The sequence below is a fragment of the Azospirillum canadense genome (assembly GCF_025961225.1).
GTDB lineage: Bacteria > Pseudomonadota > Alphaproteobacteria > Azospirillales > Azospirillaceae > Azospirillum > Azospirillum canadense.
The window spans coordinates 1868770-1885245 of sequence record NZ_JAOQNG010000010.1; the positions used below are offsets into that span (position 1 = coordinate 1868770).

Genomic DNA, 16476 nt, shown 5'->3' on the forward strand with positions numbered 1-16476 from the left:
GGTAAACCCTCCCGGCCGGTCCTTTCCTACCCCGCCATCTCCGCCATGATCGGCGGGATTTCCGCCAGCAGTTCGCGGGCGAGGAAGCCCAGGGTTCCGCGGCGGGCGGCGAGGCGGTTGCCGGCTTCCCCGTGCAGGAAGACGCCCCAGGCCACGGCCTGCGCCGGTTCGGCCCCGCGCGCCGCCAGCCCGGCGATCACCCCCGCCAACGTGTCGCCGGAGCCGGAGGTCGCCAGCCCGACGTTGCCGTCCTCGTAACGCCAGAGCGGGCCGCCCGGTTCGGCGATGCAGGTGCAGGCGCCCTTCAGGGCCACGACGATCTGGTATTCGTCCGCCACGCGGCGCGCGGCGGCGGCCGGGTCGCTTTCGATGGACTCGCGGCTGACCTTCAGCAGCCCGGCCATCTCGCCTGCGTGCGGCGTGATGATGGTGCGCCCCCGGCGGCGGCACAGGGCCTCCCGCAGGCTGTCCAGGCCGATCAACGCCTCCGCGTCCACGACCAGCGTGGGGCCGGGCTCCCCGCCTTCCAGTCCTGCAACGACCTTGGCGGTCAGGGCGGCGACCGCGTCCGCGTCCATCATGCCGGGGCCGATCAGCACGGCGTTGCAGCGTTCGGCCCGTTTGCAGAGATCGTCCGCGGCCTCCGGCGCGATGCCGCCGCCCGTCGTCTCCGGCAGGCCGGCCACCAGCGCCTCCGGCACTGCCAGCCCGAGCTGCGGTGCGATGCTGCGGCAGGTCGCCATCTGGAGTTTGCCGGCCCCGGCGCGCAACGCCGCCGTCCCGGCCAGCAGCAGCGCGCCCGGCACCTCCAGGCTTCCGCCGACCACCAGGACGCGGCCGCGCCCGTCCTTGTCGGCCCCGTCGCCGGGGTGGGGCAGGGCCATGCCGCGCAGGCGGTCGCGCGTGATGCGGATCGGGCCATCGTTTGAAGAAGCGTTCATCGGGCGGCTACGTTGGCGTCGGGTTCGGAGGTCACCGGCGCGCCGGCCTGGGTCAGTGGCGCCACGAAGTTGTAGCGGTGCAGCCGCATCCGCCCGCTGTCGCCCCGGTCGGGGTCGAAGCCGTATTCGGTCACCGCGCAGTTCGCCACGTCGCCCTCCCGGTCGATGGCCAGGATCTGCTCCTCCGTCATGCCTTCCAGCAGGTAGCGCAGGCACAGCACCACGACCTGATGGCTGACGATCAGCACGCGCTGGCCGCCGTGGTGCAGGCTGATGGTGTCCAGCGCGCTGCGCAGGCGCAGGATCACGTCGCACCAGCTCTCCCCCGCCGGAGGGCGGAAGTAGAACTTACCGAGGATGCGGCGGAATTCCGCCTGGTCCGGGTGCTGCTGCTGGATGCCGAGCGTGGTCAGGCGGTCGAGGATACCGAACTCCTTCTCGCGCAGCCGCTCGTCGACCACGAAGTCGGTGGGCACGACCGGAAGTCCCCCGCCGGCGTGGATGATCTCCGCCGTGTGCCGCGCGCGTTGGTAGGGGGAGGTGAGCACGACGTCCGGCCGCTCCCCCTCCGGCAGATCCGCGAACCAGCGGGCCAGGGCGGCCGACTGCTCCTCCCCGCGCGCGCTCAGCGGCACGTCCACGTCGCGTTGCGCGATGTCGATGCGGCCGAGCCCGGCCGCGTGCGCGGCGTCGCGCGCCACGTTGCCCGCACTTTCCCCATGACGGACGATCCAGAGCCTTTGCGGCCAGCGCTGCTGCATGATGAGCGGTCCCTCCCGTGCCGAACCTTCTTAACGGCCGAACGCCACCAGAGGTTCAGGCGTGGATGAACCGTTTGCGCAGTTCGGCGAAGGCGACCGTGGCCGCCGCGGTGGCCTCCGTCGCGGCGCGCGGGTCGGTCTGCGGGCCGAGGTCGGGGTGCACCGCCTTCAGGCGTGATCGGTAGGCGGCCTTCAGCTCCGGCAGGTTGGCGGGCATGGCGGACAGCCCCAGCGCGGCGAGATGGCGGGCCAGCTCCGCATCATGGGCCGGACGCGCCCGCTCGCGGCCGGTGCCGCCCGATGCCCCGCCCGATGCCCCGCCGGGGTTGCCGCCGGAGTTGCCGGAGGCCCCGCTGGCGCTGGCGCCCACCTCCTCCCCGGCCAGGGCGGCGTAGAAGGCGAGGTCGGACTCCAGCGCGGCGATGCGCGCTTCCAGCCGGTCAAGCTCCTCGAACCAGGCGGTGAGCGTCTCGTCCAGGCGCGCGAGTGACCGGCGCAGCGACTCCTTCTCCGCGCCGGGTGGGGCCGCGGCCTCCCGCGCGACCAGCACCTCGCGCGCGTTGCCGTAGCGCAGCAGGTCCGCGACGCGGCGCTGCCGCTCCGCCCGCGCTGCGGCAAGATCCCGGCGGCAGCGGGCGGCCATGGCGGCGGGGTCGGCCGAACCGTAGGAGTTCGTCCGCTGCCAGGAACGGCCGCTCCAGGGGCCGCCCGCCAGCGTTGCGGTGCGGCGGAAGACCAGCCGCAGCAGGTTCTTAATGAGGCGTGCGGTTGTCACGGCGGTGTTCCCGGCGATGGTGACAGGCGGGCATGCTCAACCCCTCCGCAACCGAGTCGAGCCGATCGGCGCTCATGAAACGCTGGCAGGAAATGTAAGCCGGTTTGTCCGAGTCTGCCTCCAATCGTGTGTTGAACGAACAGCGTGGATGCGATGCAATATCGCCGCAGCGCAGTTCGGATGCCCTTGAAAAGAACGGCAGGACCCAAGTCGGATCACATTCGAAATGGACAGTAAAGATCCTGGCGTCAAGGCACAACGCCTCTGCCCCTGCTGATCATCGCTGAATACAGACAATCAAAAACGCACGGAGCATCGCCATGCGATCGATCCCTGTCACGGTGCTGACCGGATTCCTCGGCGCCGGCAAGACGACGCTGCTGAACCGCATCCTGGCCGAAAGCGGCGGGGCGCGCACCGCGGTCATCGTGAACGAGTTCGGCGAACTCGGCATCGACGGACAACTGGTGACCTCGACCGATGAGACGGTCATCGAGCTGAACAACGGATGCGTGTGCTGCATCGTGCGCGGGGACCTGATCGAGGCGCTGAGCCGCCTCATTGATGGCGAACGCGTCTTCGACCGGGTCGTGATCGAAACGAGCGGCCTCGCCGACCCCGCACCCGTCATCCAGTCCTTCGTCCTGGACGAGCGGCTGCGCCTGCATTACCGGCTGGACGCGATCATCACCGTGGCCGACGCCCGACACCTGCCGCTTCAACTCACCCACGACGAGGCGCGGGAGCAGTTGGCCTTTGCCGACGTGATCCTGCTGAACAAGACGGACCTGGAATCCCCAGCCGTGGTCGACGCGGTCGCCCGCGACATCCGTGGCCTCAACCCGCTGGCGACAATCCACCGGACGGAACAATGCGCGATCCCCCTGCCCGGCATCCTCGACCTCCGCGCCTTCGACCTGCAGAACATCCTGCGCCTCGACCCGGACATCCTCGGCGAGCATGAGCACGAGCACGCGGCGGACATCGCCTGCGTCGCCTTCACGCAGCCCGGCGCCCTGGACGGGGCGGCGGTCGACGGCTGGCTGAACCGCCTCGTCCAGGAGAAGGGGCGCGACCTCCTGCGCATGAAGGGCGTGCTGAGCCTCGCCGGGGAGAACCGGCGCTTCGTCTTCCACGGCGTCCACATGACGCTGGACGGCCGGCCGGGCCGCCCCTGGGCCGCTGGCGACGAGCGGCGGAGCCAGATCGTCTTCATCGGCCGCAACCTCGACGCCGAGGAACTGCGGGCCGGCCTGGAGGGCTGCGTCGCCGCCCCGTCCCAGTCCCCGGCCGCGGCCGTCGCCGCCTGACGGTTCTTCCAAAGATCACCGGTCAAATCATCAGGAGTTCGATCGATGAAGCTGCAACATTTCCTTGGCGGCCTGGAAAGTCTCGGCCCCGTGTCGACGGAGACCCGCGTGTTCGTGGAGGAGTGGGAAAAGCGTATCTTCGGCATCCACACCGCCATGATGGCGCTCAGCAGCCAGTTGCCGCTGCCCGCCACGCCCAGCGCCTTCCGCACCGTCTGGACCTGGGCCGACCTGCGCAAGGGGGCGGAGGCCATGAATCCCTTCGATTACTTCAAGTTCCGCTATTACGAAAAGTGGCTGGGCGGCATCTGCGGGTACTTCGTCGCCAACGGCTACATCACGGAGGAAGAGCTGGAGGCGCGCACCGCCGAATATTGCGCCGACCCGGACAAGCCCCTGCCGCAGGACTCCGCGACCCCGGCCGCCGGCACGACCATCGACCAGCGCGTCGAGCGGTACCTGATGGAAGGGGATTCCCCGAAGAGGGAACTGGACATCGCGCCGGCCTTCAAGGAAGGCGACGCCGTGCAGATCCGCAACGTGCCCTCGATCGAGCACACCCGCCTGCCGGGCTTCCTGCGCAACCGCAGCGGCGTGGTGGAGACAGTCTATCCCGGCGTCTACGGCTACCTGACCGACACCGGCACCGACGGCATCGGCGCGCCCATGCCCGTCTACTGCGTCCGCTTCGCGGTCGAGGATCTCTGGCCCGGCAACACCGAGCCGAACGTCACGCTCTACGCCGACCTCTACGCCACCTACGTGGCCACCGCCGCCTGATCCGGGAGACGACGATGACCGACCGCTTCCAGTACCCGAACGACCGCGAAGCCCGCAGCGCCGCCCGCGCCAAGGCGCTCGAATCCCTGCTGATCGAAAAGGGCATCATCAACGCCACGACGGTGGACACGGTGCTGAAGGTCTTCGAGACCAAGATGGGCCCCTTCAACGGCGCGAAGATCGTCGCCCGTGCCTGGGTCGACCCGGCCTTCAAGCAGCGCCTGGTCGCGGACGCGCCGGCCGCCATCGCGGAAATGACGGACCTGCCCGAGGGCATGGCCGGGGCGGAGGGGGAGCACATGCGCGCCGTCGCCAACGGCGAGGGCGTCCACAACCTGGTCATCTGCACGCTGTGCAGCTGCTATCCCTGGCCGGTGCTGGGCCTGCCGCCCTACTGGTACAAGGACCCGACCTTCCGCAGCCGCGCCGCCCGCGAACCCCGCGCCGTGCTGAAGGAGTTCGGCCTGGACGTGCCGTCCGCCACCGAGGTGAAGGTCTGGGACAGCAGCGCGCAGATCCGCTGGTTCGTCATCCCCGAACGCCCCGCCGGCACCGAGGGCATGAGCGAGTCCGAGCTGGCCGCCCTGGTCACGCCGGAATCGATGATGGGCGTGGCCGTCGCCAACGCGGCCTGACCACCACCGCTTTACCAGGGGAGGACACGCGATGCTGACCCAGTTCGAACAGTACGCGGTCACCAGCATGATGGGGGCCGGTGACACGCCGCCGCGGGCCAACGGCACGCTCTGTTTCGCGTCGGAATGGGAGCGCTCGGCCTTCGGGGTCGCCCTGGCGCTCGCCCGCGACGGCCATTTCGAGTGGGAAGACTTCCGCCGCAACCTGATCGCCGCCATCGGCGACTGGGAGCGCGCTGAAACCTCGCACACCCCGGACTGGAACTACTACGAGCAATGGCTGGCCGCGCTGGAGGCGACGATGCTCCAGCACGGGCTTGCCACGCCGGAGGAACTGGCTGCCCGCACCGACGCTGCCGCGGCCTGACCGGTCTTCCCTCCCGCACGCCTTTTCAAGCCTAGGAGATTTCCATGCACATCGAACCGGGCATGCTGTCCGCCGCGAAGATCATGGGCGCCAACGCCGCCGTGATCAGCGTCCTGTCGTCCCACGCGCCGTCCTTCCTGCGGCGGCCGACGGAATGGGTGAAGTCGCTGCTGGCCGCGGCCTTCTTCTCGGTCCTGATGGAGGTCTGGCACCAGCCGGTCGGCCCGTCGGAGCTGCATTTCATCGGCGCGTCGGCCGTCTACTTCATCTTCGGCTTCCGGCCGACGATGTTCGGCTTCGCCATCGGGCTGCTGCTCCAGGGCCTGCTGTTCGAACCGCAGGACCTCGTGCACCTCAGCGTGAACGCGCTGTCGCTGATCGTCCCGCTGGTCGGCGCCCACCTGACCATCGGGCGCGGCCTGCTGGACGCCGGCAAGCTGGACCAGCTGCGCTGGTCGTCGGTGCTGCGCTTCGACGCCGTGTACTACAGCGGCGTGGTCGCGATGGTCGGCTTCTGGCTGATGCTCGGCGAAGAGGCAACCCCGCTTGCCGACTGGGCCGTGTTCGCGGCGTCCTACCTGCCGGTGATGCTGTGCGAGCCGGCGCTGAGCTGCGGCCTGCTGCGGGCGCTCGGCCGCCTGAAGACAGACAACCCGATTCTGCGCTACACGACCTTCGCTGGCCCGGTTGTTGCGTAACGGACCAGTGAACGGACGACCGAAACGGGGGTGGCCGTTCGCGCGGCCACCCTTGTCCATGAGTGGGCCAGAAGCATGCGAATCGTGATCCTTGCCCCGCCGGGGGTGCAGTCTCTCGATGTCGTCGGGCCGGCGGAGGTGTTCTGGGAGGCGGCGCGCCGCCTCGGCGACCCGGGCGCCTACGAGGTCCAGGTGATGGGCACGGCGGACGGTCCGGTGCTGGGGACCGGAAGCCTCCGCTTCCTGGCCGACCGGATCATCCACGACCCCGACCAGCCGATCGACACGCTTCTGATCGGCGGCGACCCGTCCTTCAACACCATCGACCCGGCGGTGATCGCCTGGCTGCGCCGCCGCGTGCCGACCGTGCGCCGCTACGGCTCCATCTGCACCGGCGTCTTCCTGCTGGCGGCCACCGGGCTGCTGGACGGGCGGCGGGTGACGACCCATTGGGAATGCGCGGACAAGCTGCGCGCCGAATACCCCAACCTGATCGTCGACGACGACCAGATCTTCATCCGCGACGGGGCGCTGTGCACGGCGGCCGGCGTCACCTCCGGGATCGACCTCGCCTTGTCCCTGCTGGAGGAGGACCACGGGCGCGAACTGGCCCTTCTGGTCGCGCGCTACATGGTGATGTTCCTGAAGCGGCCCGGCGGCCAGTCGCAGTTCAGCGCCCATCTGGCCGCCCAGACCGCCAGCCGGACGACCATCCAGCGGTCCCAGCAGTATGTGCTGGAGAACCTGTCGTCCGACCTGTCGGTCGAATCGCTGGCGGTCCAGGCCGGGATGAGCCCGCGCAACTTCGCCCGCATCTTCCGTCGCGACACCAACCGGACGCCCGCGGAGTTCGTCGCCGCCGCCCGCCTGGACGCCGCCCGCCGGATGCTGGTCGACACGCAGGCGCCGCTCCAGCGCATCTCCCACAGCTGCGGCTTCGGCGACCTCAGCACCATGCGGCGCGCCTTCCTGCGCAACCTGGGGATCACGCCGCTCGACTACCGGAAGCGCTTCCGCAGCACCGCCGATGCCGGCGCCGGTCGGTGACGGAGGGCCGCGACGGACGGCGGGATCCATTTTGTCTCTGGATGACCCACCCGGCGGTGGGCGACACTGCGCGCCGTCGAAAGTGAGGTCATGCGATGGCGAGCAGAAGGCGCAAGGCGCCGCGGAAAGCCAAGAAGGGTCTGGGGTCCGGTTCGGTCCCGGAGATGGTTGGTGCATCCGGGCAATCGCCCGGCCGGGCCGGAACTTCGTTCGGAGCCCCGTCGTCGGCTGTGTTGAAGCGGAGGGGACCGCGCTTCTCCGCCAAGCTCGACGCCGACGCCGGGAAGTTCCTCAGCCCCGAACAGCAGTATCTCCTCCGCAAACGGCGCGATGTCGAGCAGCGCGCGGCGAAGCAGCGCCGTTCCGCGGTCGGGATGGCCATCGTCGCGCTGGCGGCCGTCGCGGGTGGTGCGGCGTGGGGTTTCGGCTGGTTCTGACGGCAGACTTGCGAAAATCGGCCCCGCTCCTGCGCGGAGCGGGGAACCGTGTCGGACGCGATCAGGCGGCCTTTGCACTGCGCAGCGCGGGGAGCATGTCCTCGGGCTCGGGGCGGCGGGTGTAGTCCGGGTTCACCTCGGCGTACAGGATCGTCCCGTCCTGCCCGATCACGAAGCGCGCGGGCATCGGCAGGGTCCAGCTCGGGTCGCCGTTGAACGCCGGCAGCTCGTTCTTCAGCCCCTTGTACAGTTCGATCAGATAGTCGGGCAGTTGGAACCGCAGGCCAAAGGCGGCGGCGACGTCGTTGCGAGGGTCCGACAGGATCGGAAAAGCCAGCGCGTTCTGGCGCACCGACTTGCGGCTGTTCGGGGCCGTCTGCGGCGAGATGGCGACCAGACTGGCGCCGAGCGCCTGGAAGGTGGGAAGTGCCGCCTGCAACGCCTGCAATTCCATGTTGCAGTAGGGGCACCAGACGCCGCGGTAGAAGCTGACCACCAGCGGCCCCTTCGCCAGCAGCTCCGCCGACGACACCGGATTGCCGTCGGGATCATTGAGCGTGAAGTCGGGGGCCTTGTCCCCGGCCTTCAGCGCGTTGGCGGCGGCGCCCGAGGCGATCAGTTCGGCGGTGGCGCGGTGCATCGTCTCGATCACCGACCGGGGAACGCTGTAGGGCGGCTTGCCCGCTTCGAAATCGGCCTTGAAGGCGTCGAGCTTGTCCTGAAGCGACATGGCGAGCGACATGGGAACGTCCTTGATCGAGGGGCATTGGGGAGCGGTTGCCAACCGTTCGCGGCTGGTGGGAAAGTTATCGCCATTCCGGATCGCGCATGGCAGACAGGCAAGGGCGATAACGGTAATTCCCCTCAGGAATGGCGATGGACCGATTGCAGGCGATGACCACCTTCGTGCGGGTGGTGGAGAACGGCACCTTCTCCGGCGCGGCCCGGCAGCTGGGCGTGGGCCAGCCGGCCATCTCCAAGACCATCGCGCAGTTGGAGGAAAGGCTTCAGGTGCGGCTTCTGCTGCGCTCCACCCACGGCCTCACCCCGACCGAGGCGGGGCTGCGCTTCTACGAACGCGCGCGGCTCGCCATTCGGGAAGCGGATGAAGCGGAACTGGAGGCGCGGGGAGCGGGGGCGGGGCTTTCCGGGCGGCTGCGCATCTCCGCCGCGACCACCTTTGCCCGGCTGCTGGTCGTGCCGCGCCTGCCCGAATTCCTGGCCCGCCATCCCGCGCTGGAGATCGATGTGATCCTGGACGACCGGGTGATCGATCTGGTGACGGAAGGGATTGACGTCGCGTTGCGCATGGGGACGCTGGCGGACTCCACGGCGGTCGCGCGGCGGATCGCAAGCGGCGGTCGGTCGGTGGTGGCGACACCCGCCTATCTGGCCCGCGCAGGCGTGCCGCAGGCGCCGGCCGACCTTGCCGACCATGACGCGGTGGTCTACAGCCAGCTCAGCAACAGCTGGGCGTTCCGCCGGGACGGGACCGAGGCGTCGGTCGTGGTGCGCGGCCGGCTGCGGGTCAGCGCGGCGGAAGGGATTCGCGCGGCGGTGCTGGCCGACATGGGCCTGGCGGTCGCGTCCGACTGGATGTTCGGTCCCGAGCTTGCCAGCGGCGCGGTGCGGCGGGTGCTGGAGGATTGGACGCTGCCGCCGCTCGATCTCTGGGCGGTTTTCCCCACCGGCCGGCTGGCGAGCGCCAAGGCGCGCGCCTTCGCGGATTTCGTGGAAGGCATCCTGGCCGGTGAGGACGTGCAGCGTCCGGAAAGTCCGCGTTGATGCCCAAACGCTTCGCCGGAAGCTTGGGATAGGCCGGCGCGCGACATCGGTGGGGCGAAACGGTTGACGGTTGGGGTTCCCCCGCGGGGGGACGGAAGCCGGACACGCAAGGGGGGTCGGACATGGCGAAGATGCGCGCGGTGCAGGTTGCCAAACCCAACGGGCCGCTGGAACTGGTCGAGCGCGACATTCCCGAGCCCGCCCCCGGACAGGTCCGCATCAAGGTCCAGGCCTGCGGGATCTGCCACAGCGACGCCTTCACCGTGGAAGGGGCCTTCCCGAACATCCAGTACCCGCGGGTGCCCGGGCACGAGATCGTCGGGATCATCGATGCGGTGGGGGCCGGCGTCCAGACCTGGGCGACGGGGCAGCGGGTCGGCGTCGGCTGGCACGGCGGCCATTGCGGCCGGTGCGACCGCTGCCGGCGCGGCGACTTCATCAACTGCCGCTTCGCCCAGACGCCCGGCCTCCACTACGACGGCGGCTACGCCGATTTCATGGTGGCGCCGTCCGAGGCCCTGGCCCTGGTGCCCGACGAGCTGTCGTCGGAGGAGGCAGCACCCCTGCTCTGCGCCGGCATCACCACCTTCAACGCGTTGCGCCACAGCGGCGCCCGCGCCGGCGACTTGGTCGGCGTCCTGGGCATCGGCGGGCTGGGGCATCTGGGGGTGCAATTCGCCGTGAAGATGGGGTTCCACACGGTCGCCATCGCGCGCGGCACGGACAAGGAGCCGCTGGCCCGGCAGCTCGGCGCCCACCGCTACCTCGACAGCCAAGCGCAGAACGTGGCGGAGGAGCTGACCAAGTTGGGCGGCGCCCGCGTGATCCTTGCGACCGCCACGAGCTCCAAGGCGATGACCGCCGTGATCGACGGGCTGGGCGTGGACGGCAAGCTCCTGATCGTCGGCGTCACCACCGACCCGATCGAGGTCACGCCGTTGCAGCTCATCTCAGCGCGGCGCTCGATCCAGGGCTGGCCGTCCGGAACGGCAATGGACTCGCAGGACACCATGGCCTTCAGCGCGCTGACCGGCGTCCGCACGATGATCGAGACAGCGCCGCTCGACCGTGCCGCCGAGGCCTACGCGCGCATGATGAGCGGGAAAGCGCGCTTCCGGATGGTGCTGACGACGGGATCGTAAGCGGGCCTTCCGAACGCTGCCCGCCATGCCTTTGCGTCTGGGTGTCCTCGGCCGTCGCGCCGCAGGGCCCTTGATCGGCGACCTCATTCTCCCATATACCATCCACCTGGATGGTGAATGGATGGTATGAGGATGGCTGGAGACGCACAGGACCAGAGGATGAAGGTCGCGGACAGCGAGAAGATCACGATCAATCTCGGCTACGTCGATCTCGGCCACATCGATCTGCTGGTGCAGGAAGGGTTCTATTCCAATCGCACCGACTTCATCCGCACCGCAATCCGCAACCAGATCGACCGCCATGGCGACGCAGTGCGCCAAGCCGTGACGCGCAAGAGCGTCGACCTGGGCTTGCGCCATTACAGCCGCGCGGACCTGGAAGCGGTGGAGGCGTCCGGCGAGCGGCTCGACATCCGCGTCCTGGGGCTGGCCAGCATCGCCCAGGACGTCACGCCGGACCTCGCCCGCGCGACCATCGCCTCGATCACCGTGCTGGGTGCGCTGCACGCCAGCGCCGCCGTCAAGGCCGCGCTGGCGGATCGCATGCGCTGACGCCGCATGCATTGACCGTGCGGCCCCGCCTTATTGAAAGAAAGCTTCTGCGATGAGCAACCTCTTCTTCTCCGGAATGGCCAAGGCCAAGCGCCTCACGCAGGCCGGCAAGCTTGCCGAGGCGACCGCCCTGATCCAACGCCTGCTGGGTGGCGATCACGGCGAGTCCCCATCCAAACCGGCGGGCGCCGGCTCCCAGACCGTGATCGATGTCGATCCCGTCTCGGTGAAGACGGCAGACGCGCCGCAGCAACCGGCCGGACCGGACGCGCGGGCCGGACGCGCTCGCGCGGAGCCGCGGTCCGGGCTGGGCGACACGCTGCGCGACCTTGCCGCCCGCGCGATGCCGCACGGGCTCGACCTCGGCCTGGGGAAAACCGCGCGCGCCGTTCCCGAGCCCCTGCCGGACGGCGCCAGCTTCACGACGGCGTCCTTCAGCAACGCGGCCGGGACGCGCTCCTACAAACTCTACGTTCCGGCCAACCGGCAGGACGGGCAGCCGCTTCCCCTGGTGGTGATGCTGCACGGATGCACCCAGTCGCCGGACGACTTCGCGGCCGGGACCCGCATGAACGCACTTGCCGAGGAACTTGGTTTTCTCGTCGCCTACCCGGCGCAGGACTCCTCCGCCAACGCCCAGAAATGCTGGAACTGGTTCAGCCGCGACCATCAGCAGCGCGATCAGGGGGAGCCGTCGCTGATCGCGGGGATGACCCGGCGGATCATGCAGGACCATCCCGTGGACGAACGCCGCGTCTTCATCGCCGGGCTTTCCGCCGGCGGTGCGGCGGCGGCGATCCTGGGCGCCTCCTATCCCGACCTCTACGCCGCGGTGGGGGTGCATTCGGGCCTGCCGGTCGGGGCGGCGCACAACCTGCCCTCGGCGCTGGCCGCCATGCGCCAGGGAGCGGCTGCGGGGGGTGCGCCGCAGGGCGGCACTCCGGTCCCGACCATCGTCTTCCATGGCGACCGGGACAGCACGGTGCACCCGTCCAACGGCGACGCGGTCGTCAAGCAGTCGACGACCGCGGCCGCCGGGCTGACCCGCCGGGTGGAGAACGGCCAAGCGCCCGGCGGGCATGGCTGGAGCCGCGCGCTCCACGCCGACCGTTCGGGGCGGGTGCTGTGCGAACAGTGGACGATCCACGGCGCCGGGCACGCCTGGGCGGGCGGCAGCGCGGCCGGTTCCTACACCGATCCGCGCGGGCCGGACGCCACGCGGGAGATGCTGCGCTTCTTCCTTGAGGCTGGCCGCTGAATCACGCCGAGCTTTCGCCAGACGGGCAGGCTGTGCTCCAGGCACCAGGAAAGGCTGTCGGCCACGGCCGCCCGGCTTTCGTCGGCCCCCTGCAGGGTCACGCCGTCGCGCACCAGACGCTCCCCGCCGCACAACAGGCGGGTGCGTCAGGCGGGTGTCGCGCAGGGCTAGAAGGTCGAGCAGCTCACCCACCGTCCGGGGGCGGTCGGCCAGGGCCTCGAAAATCAGGCGGTAATGCGCGACCTTTGTTGAATAAACGGAAGCGCGGCGTCAATATCCTTTCTCATGATCTTGAGATCGCGAAGATTTGGCGAGTCTTGCGAAGCCTATATGCATGCAATAGTGTGCTATTTATTTGTCTGGCGCGCTGCGGTGTCTGCCGCGCTGATCATCGTTCTCGCCCTGGCGGGCGGTTCCGCGGAAGCGCGGGACATGGCCGCGCGGCCGGCGTTGGACGATCCAGCCGTCGCCGTCTTGCAGGAGCGCGCGCGGGACGGCGACGCCGCGGCGCAGTACGAGCTTGCGAACCGGTACGACCGCGGCGACGGGGTGCGCATGGATCTGGGACGCGCCTTCGCGCTGTTCTGCCGCGCCGCCCAGGCGGGGCACGTCGAGGCGTCCTATCGGCTGGGCCGCTTCTATTGGGCCGGCATGGGCACGGAGCGCGACCCGGCGCGGGCGATCGCCTGGCTTGCCGTGGCGGCGGACGCGGGCCACGCCGAGGCGGGCCGCGTGATGCGGAAGCTGCCGCCGCTGGAGGTGCAGCGGCGACCCGATTGCCATCCGGGGACGGTGCGGCGGCTCGCGCCGGCCGACCGGCCGCGGGTGGACGCCGCGGCCTTCCGCGACATGGCGGCCGGCAGCCCGATCGGGCAGGTGGCCGGGGTTCTGGCCTCCCGCTTCGGGCTGGACAGCGGCCTTGTCCTGGCCGTGATCGCGGTGGAATCGAATTTCGAGCCGGGCGCGGTGTCGCCGAAGCGGGCGCAGGGGCTGATGCAGCTGATGCCCGACACCGCCCGCCGCTTCGCCGTGCGCGACCCGTTCGACCCCGTGGAGAACATGATCGGGGGCATGCGCTATCTCAACTGGCTGCTGTCCCGCTTCCGGGGCGACGTGCGGCTTGCGCTGGCCGCCTACAACGCGGGGGAGGGGACGGTCGACCGCTACGGCGGCATCCCGCCCTACGCGGAGACGCGCGAGTATGTGCGCCGCGTCGGGCGGCTTTACGGCGCCGAGCGCCATCCCTTCGACCCGGCGCTGGCCGGCCCGTCGCCGGCTCTGCGCGGCGCCTTCGCGCCCGCCGTAAATCCCGGCTTCAATCCCGGCGGGGCACCGGGATGACGGCGCTTTCCACGCCCAGCAGGTTGTCCACCCGCCGCGCCGTCGTCCGCGCCGCGGCGGAGTCCGGGAAGGGGCCGACGCGCAGCCGGCGGTAGGCGGCGCCGCGGATCTCCACCCCGTCGTCCAGCAACGGCAGGCGTTCGTGCCGCAGCGCATCGCGGATGCGCCGCACGTTGTCCGCGTTCTGGAACAGGCCGACCTGGACCATGTAGACGTCGTCCAGCAGCGGACCCGCCTGGACCGGCGCCGCGGGGCGGCGTCGCGCCCGGCCGATGCGGTCCAGCGCTTCCTGCGCCAGCTGCTGGCCTTGCAGGATCTGCGCGGGCGTCAGCGTCGCGGACAGGGCGTCCAGGTTGTTGCGGGCCACGGCGTTGCCCTGGCCGGCGGACAGGGTGAACCAGGCGTAGGCGACCAGCGGGCTCGCCTCCACCCCCTCGCCGTTGCGGTGCATCAGGCCCAGGTTGTTCTGGGCGTCGGCGTTCCCGCCTTCCGCGGCCAGCCGGTACCAAGCCAGCGCCTCGCGGAACAGGCGGGGTTTGCCGCGGCCCTGGTAATGCAGGGTGCCGAGCCAGAACTGCGCCTCCGGGTCGCCGGCGCGCGCCAGCGGCTCGATCACGCGGGCGGCGCTGTTGTACTCGCCCATGCGGAAGTCGGCCAACGCCTGGGCCAGCCGGCCCGAAGACGCGTTCGCGGTTGATGCGGTCGCGGCCACGCCGGACGCCAGCGCCGCGGCCAGCAGCAGCGAACGCAGGCGCGCGACGCTTTTCCCGGCGGTCATGTCATGGCGCCTTGCCGTCGAGCTTGGAGCGGCGGAAGCGGATGACGTATTGGGTCATGCCGTCGTCCGTCTGGCGTTGCAGGTGCACGGCGTCAGACTCGATCTTGGTGACCTTCAGGCCGGGCTCCAGCTCCGTGCCCACGCGGTAATCGCGGGTGTTGATGGTGGCGACGTCCTGGTCGCCGGCGCGACCGATGCCGGACAGACGGTGGATCCAGGTCAGGTCGATCTCCGCCGTGACCTGCCGGCTGGTGCTGTTGAAGGCGAAGCGCTGGAAGGGGTTGCGCTTGTTCTGTTCGGCCACCTGGTCGCGCAGGGCTTGCAGGCGCTGGTCGGTCAGGGGGGCGGCGTCGGCCCGCGGCGTGATGGAAAACTCGATGGCGTGCGTCGGCGGATTGTGCGAGCTGTCGAAGGGTCGCACCTGAAGGTCGTTGATGGAGACGTTCAGCGCCTCCAGATTCGCGGCGAAGCGCAGGAAGGTCAGATAGTCGGCGGTGATCTTCAGCACGAACTTCAGGTTGCCGTCGCGGCTCGGCATCAGTTCGCGGATGATGACCTTGGTGTCCTGGGCGATGCCGTTGATGTGGTCCAGGAAGCGGGGAAGGGACTGGATGCCGGCCTCAGGCTGGGCGGCGTTCTTCTGGCGCTGCGCAAGTTCGGCGGCGAGCGGCCTGTTCTCCTCCACCAGGATGGCGGTCAGGCGGGCGGCGTCGGCCATCGCCACCTCCTTCGGCCGGTAGACGGTGGCGTAGCCGAGCAGCACGAACCCCGTGACCGCGCACAGCAGCGACAGCAGGAAGGACCGGTGCGTTCTGATGAAGGCATCCATGGTGTTTTCCCCGATTGTCCGGTCCGGATCAGCGCGGCGCATAGCGCTCGACCTCGTCGTTGCGGCCGCGAACCTTGTCCTGCATGTCGCCCAGCGTGCCGGCCGGCGCGGCGCCCTGCTGGCGCGCCTGCACGCGCTTGTTCTCGTCGTAGACGGCCTCGATGCCGAACCGGATGACCGGGTCGGATTCCGCCTGGTCCAGCGTGACGCCCTGGAAGCGGATTTCGCGGAAGTCGTTCATGAAATCGTGCTTGGCCGCGTCCTCCAGCTTCGCGATGAAGCGCGAGACCTCCAGCACGTGGCCCTCGGTGGACGGCAGCACCGCTCCCTCGATCACCAGCTTCTTGCGGACCACGTTGCTGGACCCGGCGACCGCCGCCTCGGTGGCCAGATACACGTCGGTCAGCCACATGCGCTGGTCGATGTTCCGGCCGATGATCAGGAACTTTTCCGTCCACAGCACCTTGTCGGCGCCGGCCTGGTCGGCCGGGCGCAGCGGCCCGGCCAGTCGCTGGTGCAGGCGGGTCGATTCGTCGAACACACGGGCGGTTTGTGAGGCGGCCGCGGCCCGCTGAGCCTCCAGCTCGTCGTTCTTCTGCATGGCCAGCATCAGCAGCAGGACGGTGAGCAGGCCGAACAGCGCGAAATAGGGACGGTCCTTGTTCGCCGCGCCAGCCCCATCCTCCCCGACGGCGTCTGACTCCGGGTCGGCGGCGGAACGGTTCATCAGCCGGTTCATCAGGGATTCCAGCGTCATGCCGCCGTTCCACGCCGCCGCGTCCGACCGGTCCGCGCGCTTGCGCCCGCGCATCCTCCGTTTGGGCCGACCGGTGGACGACCGCGCGGCGGAAGCCTCCGTCCCCTTCGCGGCGCGCAGGTCGGCCTTGGGCACCAGCCGTTGTTCGTGCAGGCTGTACTTGATCCGGCCGATCTCCAGGCCGGGGCCGGTGTCCTCCAGCAGGTTGACGCCGGGCTGGCCCACCGACGCGCAGAACAGGTCGAAAATCCCCACCGCCGCGGGCTCGACCGGCAGATGCCGG

19 protein-coding genes are annotated in these 16476 nt (G+C 69.9%); 12 read left to right on the forward strand and 7 right to left on the reverse strand.

Translation table 11 applies throughout. The features are described from left to right. Positions 1-26 precede the first annotated feature (26 nt). From M2351_RS44315 to M2351_RS44325, 3 genes are read right to left on the reverse strand one after another with little or no spacing between them, the layout of a single operon-like run. Positions 27-941, reverse strand: coding sequence for an NAD(P)H-hydrate dehydratase (locus M2351_RS44315; protein WP_264662304.1), 915 nt, complete (start codon positions 939-941; stop codon positions 27-29). Next, positions 938-1702, reverse strand: coding sequence for a histidine phosphatase family protein (locus tag M2351_RS44320; protein ID WP_264662305.1), 765 nt, complete (start codon positions 1700-1702; stop codon positions 938-940). Before M2351_RS44320 ends, M2351_RS44315 begins: the two co-directional genes overlap by 4 nt. A gap of 55 nt (positions 1703-1757) precedes the next feature. Beyond that, positions 1758-2477 carry a J domain-containing protein gene (locus tag M2351_RS44325; RefSeq protein ID WP_264662306.1) on the reverse strand — a complete coding sequence of 240 codons (720 nt, stop codon included), beginning with the start codon at positions 2475-2477 and terminating at the stop codon, positions 1758-1760. 320 nt (positions 2478-2797) lie between these two features. On the opposite strand from M2351_RS44325, the gene M2351_RS44330 reads away from it, so the two are divergent. From M2351_RS44330 to M2351_RS44360, 7 genes are all read left to right on the forward strand, one after another. Then, positions 2798-3787, forward strand: a complete 990-nt coding sequence (locus M2351_RS44330; RefSeq protein WP_264662307.1) for a CobW family GTP-binding protein — start codon at positions 2798-2800, stop codon at positions 3785-3787. A gap of 45 nt (positions 3788-3832) precedes the next feature. Further along, positions 3833-4567 carry a nitrile hydratase subunit beta gene (gene nthB / locus M2351_RS44335; RefSeq protein WP_264662308.1) on the forward strand — a complete coding sequence of 245 codons (735 nt, stop codon included), beginning with the start codon at positions 3833-3835 and terminating at the stop codon, positions 4565-4567. Positions 4568-4581: 14 nt separating this feature from the next. Further along, entirely contained in the window at positions 4582-5202 is a 621-nt protein-coding gene (nthA, locus tag M2351_RS44340) for a nitrile hydratase subunit alpha (protein WP_264662309.1), read from the forward strand. Between the two features lie 31 nt (positions 5203-5233). Further along, positions 5234-5569, forward strand: a complete 336-nt coding sequence (locus M2351_RS44345) for a nitrile hydratase accessory protein (RefSeq protein WP_264662310.1) — start codon at positions 5234-5236, stop codon at positions 5567-5569. Positions 5570-5613: 44 nt separating this feature from the next. Continuing rightward, positions 5614-6267 carry an energy-coupling factor ABC transporter permease gene (locus M2351_RS44350; RefSeq protein ID WP_264662311.1) on the forward strand — a complete coding sequence of 218 codons (654 nt, stop codon included), beginning with the start codon at positions 5614-5616 and terminating at the stop codon, positions 6265-6267. Between the two features lie 75 nt (positions 6268-6342). Then, positions 6343-7314, forward strand: a complete 972-nt coding sequence (locus M2351_RS44355) for a GlxA family transcriptional regulator (RefSeq protein WP_264662312.1) — start codon at positions 6343-6345, stop codon at positions 7312-7314. A gap of 230 nt (positions 7315-7544) precedes the next feature. Then, the gene (locus tag M2351_RS44360) at positions 7545-7751 is read left to right on the forward strand and encodes a hypothetical protein (protein ID WP_264662313.1); all 207 of its coding nucleotides are present in this window, start codon (positions 7545-7547) and stop codon (positions 7749-7751) included. Positions 7752-7812: 61 nt separating this feature from the next. Here the strand turns inward: M2351_RS44360 and M2351_RS44365 are convergent, their stop codons facing one another. Further along, complete coding sequence (locus M2351_RS44365) at positions 7813-8493, reverse strand: peroxiredoxin-like family protein (RefSeq protein WP_264662314.1); 681 nt, start codon at positions 8491-8493, stop codon at positions 7813-7815. Positions 8494-8627: 134 nt separating this feature from the next. Between M2351_RS44365 and M2351_RS44370 the strand changes: the two genes are divergently transcribed. The 5 genes from M2351_RS44370 to M2351_RS44390 all read left to right on the forward strand — a co-directional run bounded on the left by M2351_RS44370 (position 8628) and on the right by M2351_RS44390 (position 13829). Then, a complete protein-coding gene (locus M2351_RS44370) occupies positions 8628-9536 on the forward strand; it encodes a LysR family transcriptional regulator (protein WP_264662315.1) in 909 nt (302 codons plus the stop codon). A gap of 122 nt (positions 9537-9658) precedes the next feature. Then, positions 9659-10678, forward strand: a complete 1020-nt coding sequence (locus M2351_RS44375) for an alcohol dehydrogenase (RefSeq protein ID WP_264662316.1) — start codon at positions 9659-9661, stop codon at positions 10676-10678. 132 nt (positions 10679-10810) lie between these two features. Continuing rightward, complete coding sequence (locus M2351_RS44380) at positions 10811-11230, forward strand: CopG family transcriptional regulator (protein WP_264662317.1); 420 nt, start codon at positions 10811-10813, stop codon at positions 11228-11230. 52 nt (positions 11231-11282) lie between these two features. After that, a complete protein-coding gene (locus M2351_RS44385; protein ID WP_264662318.1) occupies positions 11283-12488 on the forward strand; it encodes an extracellular catalytic domain type 1 short-chain-length polyhydroxyalkanoate depolymerase in 1206 nt (401 codons plus the stop codon). A 372-nt stretch (positions 12489-12860) separates the two neighbouring features. Then, a complete protein-coding gene (locus M2351_RS44390) occupies positions 12861-13829 on the forward strand; it encodes a transglycosylase SLT domain-containing protein (protein WP_264662319.1) in 969 nt (322 codons plus the stop codon). Here the strand turns inward: M2351_RS44390 and M2351_RS44395 are convergent. The 3 genes from M2351_RS44395 to M2351_RS44405 are packed head-to-tail and all read right to left on the reverse strand — an operon-like array spanning position 13804 to position 16448. After that, complete coding sequence (locus M2351_RS44395; protein WP_264662320.1) at positions 13804-14607, reverse strand: SPOR domain-containing protein; 804 nt, start codon at positions 14605-14607, stop codon at positions 13804-13806. The two genes, M2351_RS44390 and M2351_RS44395, sit on opposite strands and share 26 nt — an antisense overlap. A gap of 1 nt (position 14608) precedes the next feature. Continuing rightward, entirely contained in the window at positions 14609-15436 is an 828-nt protein-coding gene (locus M2351_RS44400; RefSeq protein ID WP_264662321.1) for a hypothetical protein, read from the reverse strand. A gap of 28 nt (positions 15437-15464) precedes the next feature. Then, entirely contained in the window at positions 15465-16448 is a 984-nt protein-coding gene (locus M2351_RS44405) for a hypothetical protein (protein ID WP_264662322.1), read from the reverse strand. Between the last annotated feature and the right edge of the window lie 28 nt (positions 16449-16476).

Excerpts from the sequence above, each read along its gene's own strand:
- M2351_RS44315 (WP_264662304.1), bottom strand. The coding sequence starts at position 941 with ATGAACGCTTCTTCAAACGATGGCCCGATCCGCATCACGCGCGACCGC.
- M2351_RS44320 (WP_264662305.1), bottom strand. The coding sequence starts at position 1,702 with ATGCAGCAGCGCTGGCCGCAAAGGCTCTGGATCGTCCGTCATGGGGAA.
- M2351_RS44330 (WP_264662307.1), top strand. The coding sequence starts at position 2,798 with ATGCGATCGATCCCTGTCACGGTGCTGACCGGATTCCTCGGCGCCGGC.
- nthB (WP_264662308.1), top strand. The coding sequence starts at position 3,833 with ATGAAGCTGCAACATTTCCTTGGCGGCCTGGAAAGTCTCGGCCCCGTG.
- nthA (WP_264662309.1), top strand. The coding sequence starts at position 4,582 with ATGACCGACCGCTTCCAGTACCCGAACGACCGCGAAGCCCGCAGCGCC.
- M2351_RS44345 (WP_264662310.1), top strand. The coding sequence starts at position 5,234 with ATGCTGACCCAGTTCGAACAGTACGCGGTCACCAGCATGATGGGGGCC.
- M2351_RS44350 (WP_264662311.1), top strand. The coding sequence starts at position 5,614 with ATGCACATCGAACCGGGCATGCTGTCCGCCGCGAAGATCATGGGCGCC.
- M2351_RS44355 (WP_264662312.1), top strand. The coding sequence starts at position 6,343 with ATGCGAATCGTGATCCTTGCCCCGCCGGGGGTGCAGTCTCTCGATGTC.
- M2351_RS44365 (WP_264662314.1), bottom strand. The coding sequence starts at position 8,493 with ATGTCGCTCGCCATGTCGCTTCAGGACAAGCTCGACGCCTTCAAGGCC.
- M2351_RS44370 (WP_264662315.1), top strand. The coding sequence starts at position 8,628 with ATGGACCGATTGCAGGCGATGACCACCTTCGTGCGGGTGGTGGAGAAC.
- M2351_RS44375 (WP_264662316.1), top strand. The coding sequence starts at position 9,659 with ATGGCGAAGATGCGCGCGGTGCAGGTTGCCAAACCCAACGGGCCGCTG.
- M2351_RS44380 (WP_264662317.1), top strand. The coding sequence starts at position 10,811 with ATGGCTGGAGACGCACAGGACCAGAGGATGAAGGTCGCGGACAGCGAG.
- M2351_RS44385 (WP_264662318.1), top strand. The coding sequence starts at position 11,283 with ATGAGCAACCTCTTCTTCTCCGGAATGGCCAAGGCCAAGCGCCTCACG.
- M2351_RS44395 (WP_264662320.1), bottom strand. The coding sequence starts at position 14,607 with ATGACCGCCGGGAAAAGCGTCGCGCGCCTGCGTTCGCTGCTGCTGGCC.
- M2351_RS44400 (WP_264662321.1), bottom strand. The coding sequence starts at position 15,436 with ATGGATGCCTTCATCAGAACGCACCGGTCCTTCCTGCTGTCGCTGCTG.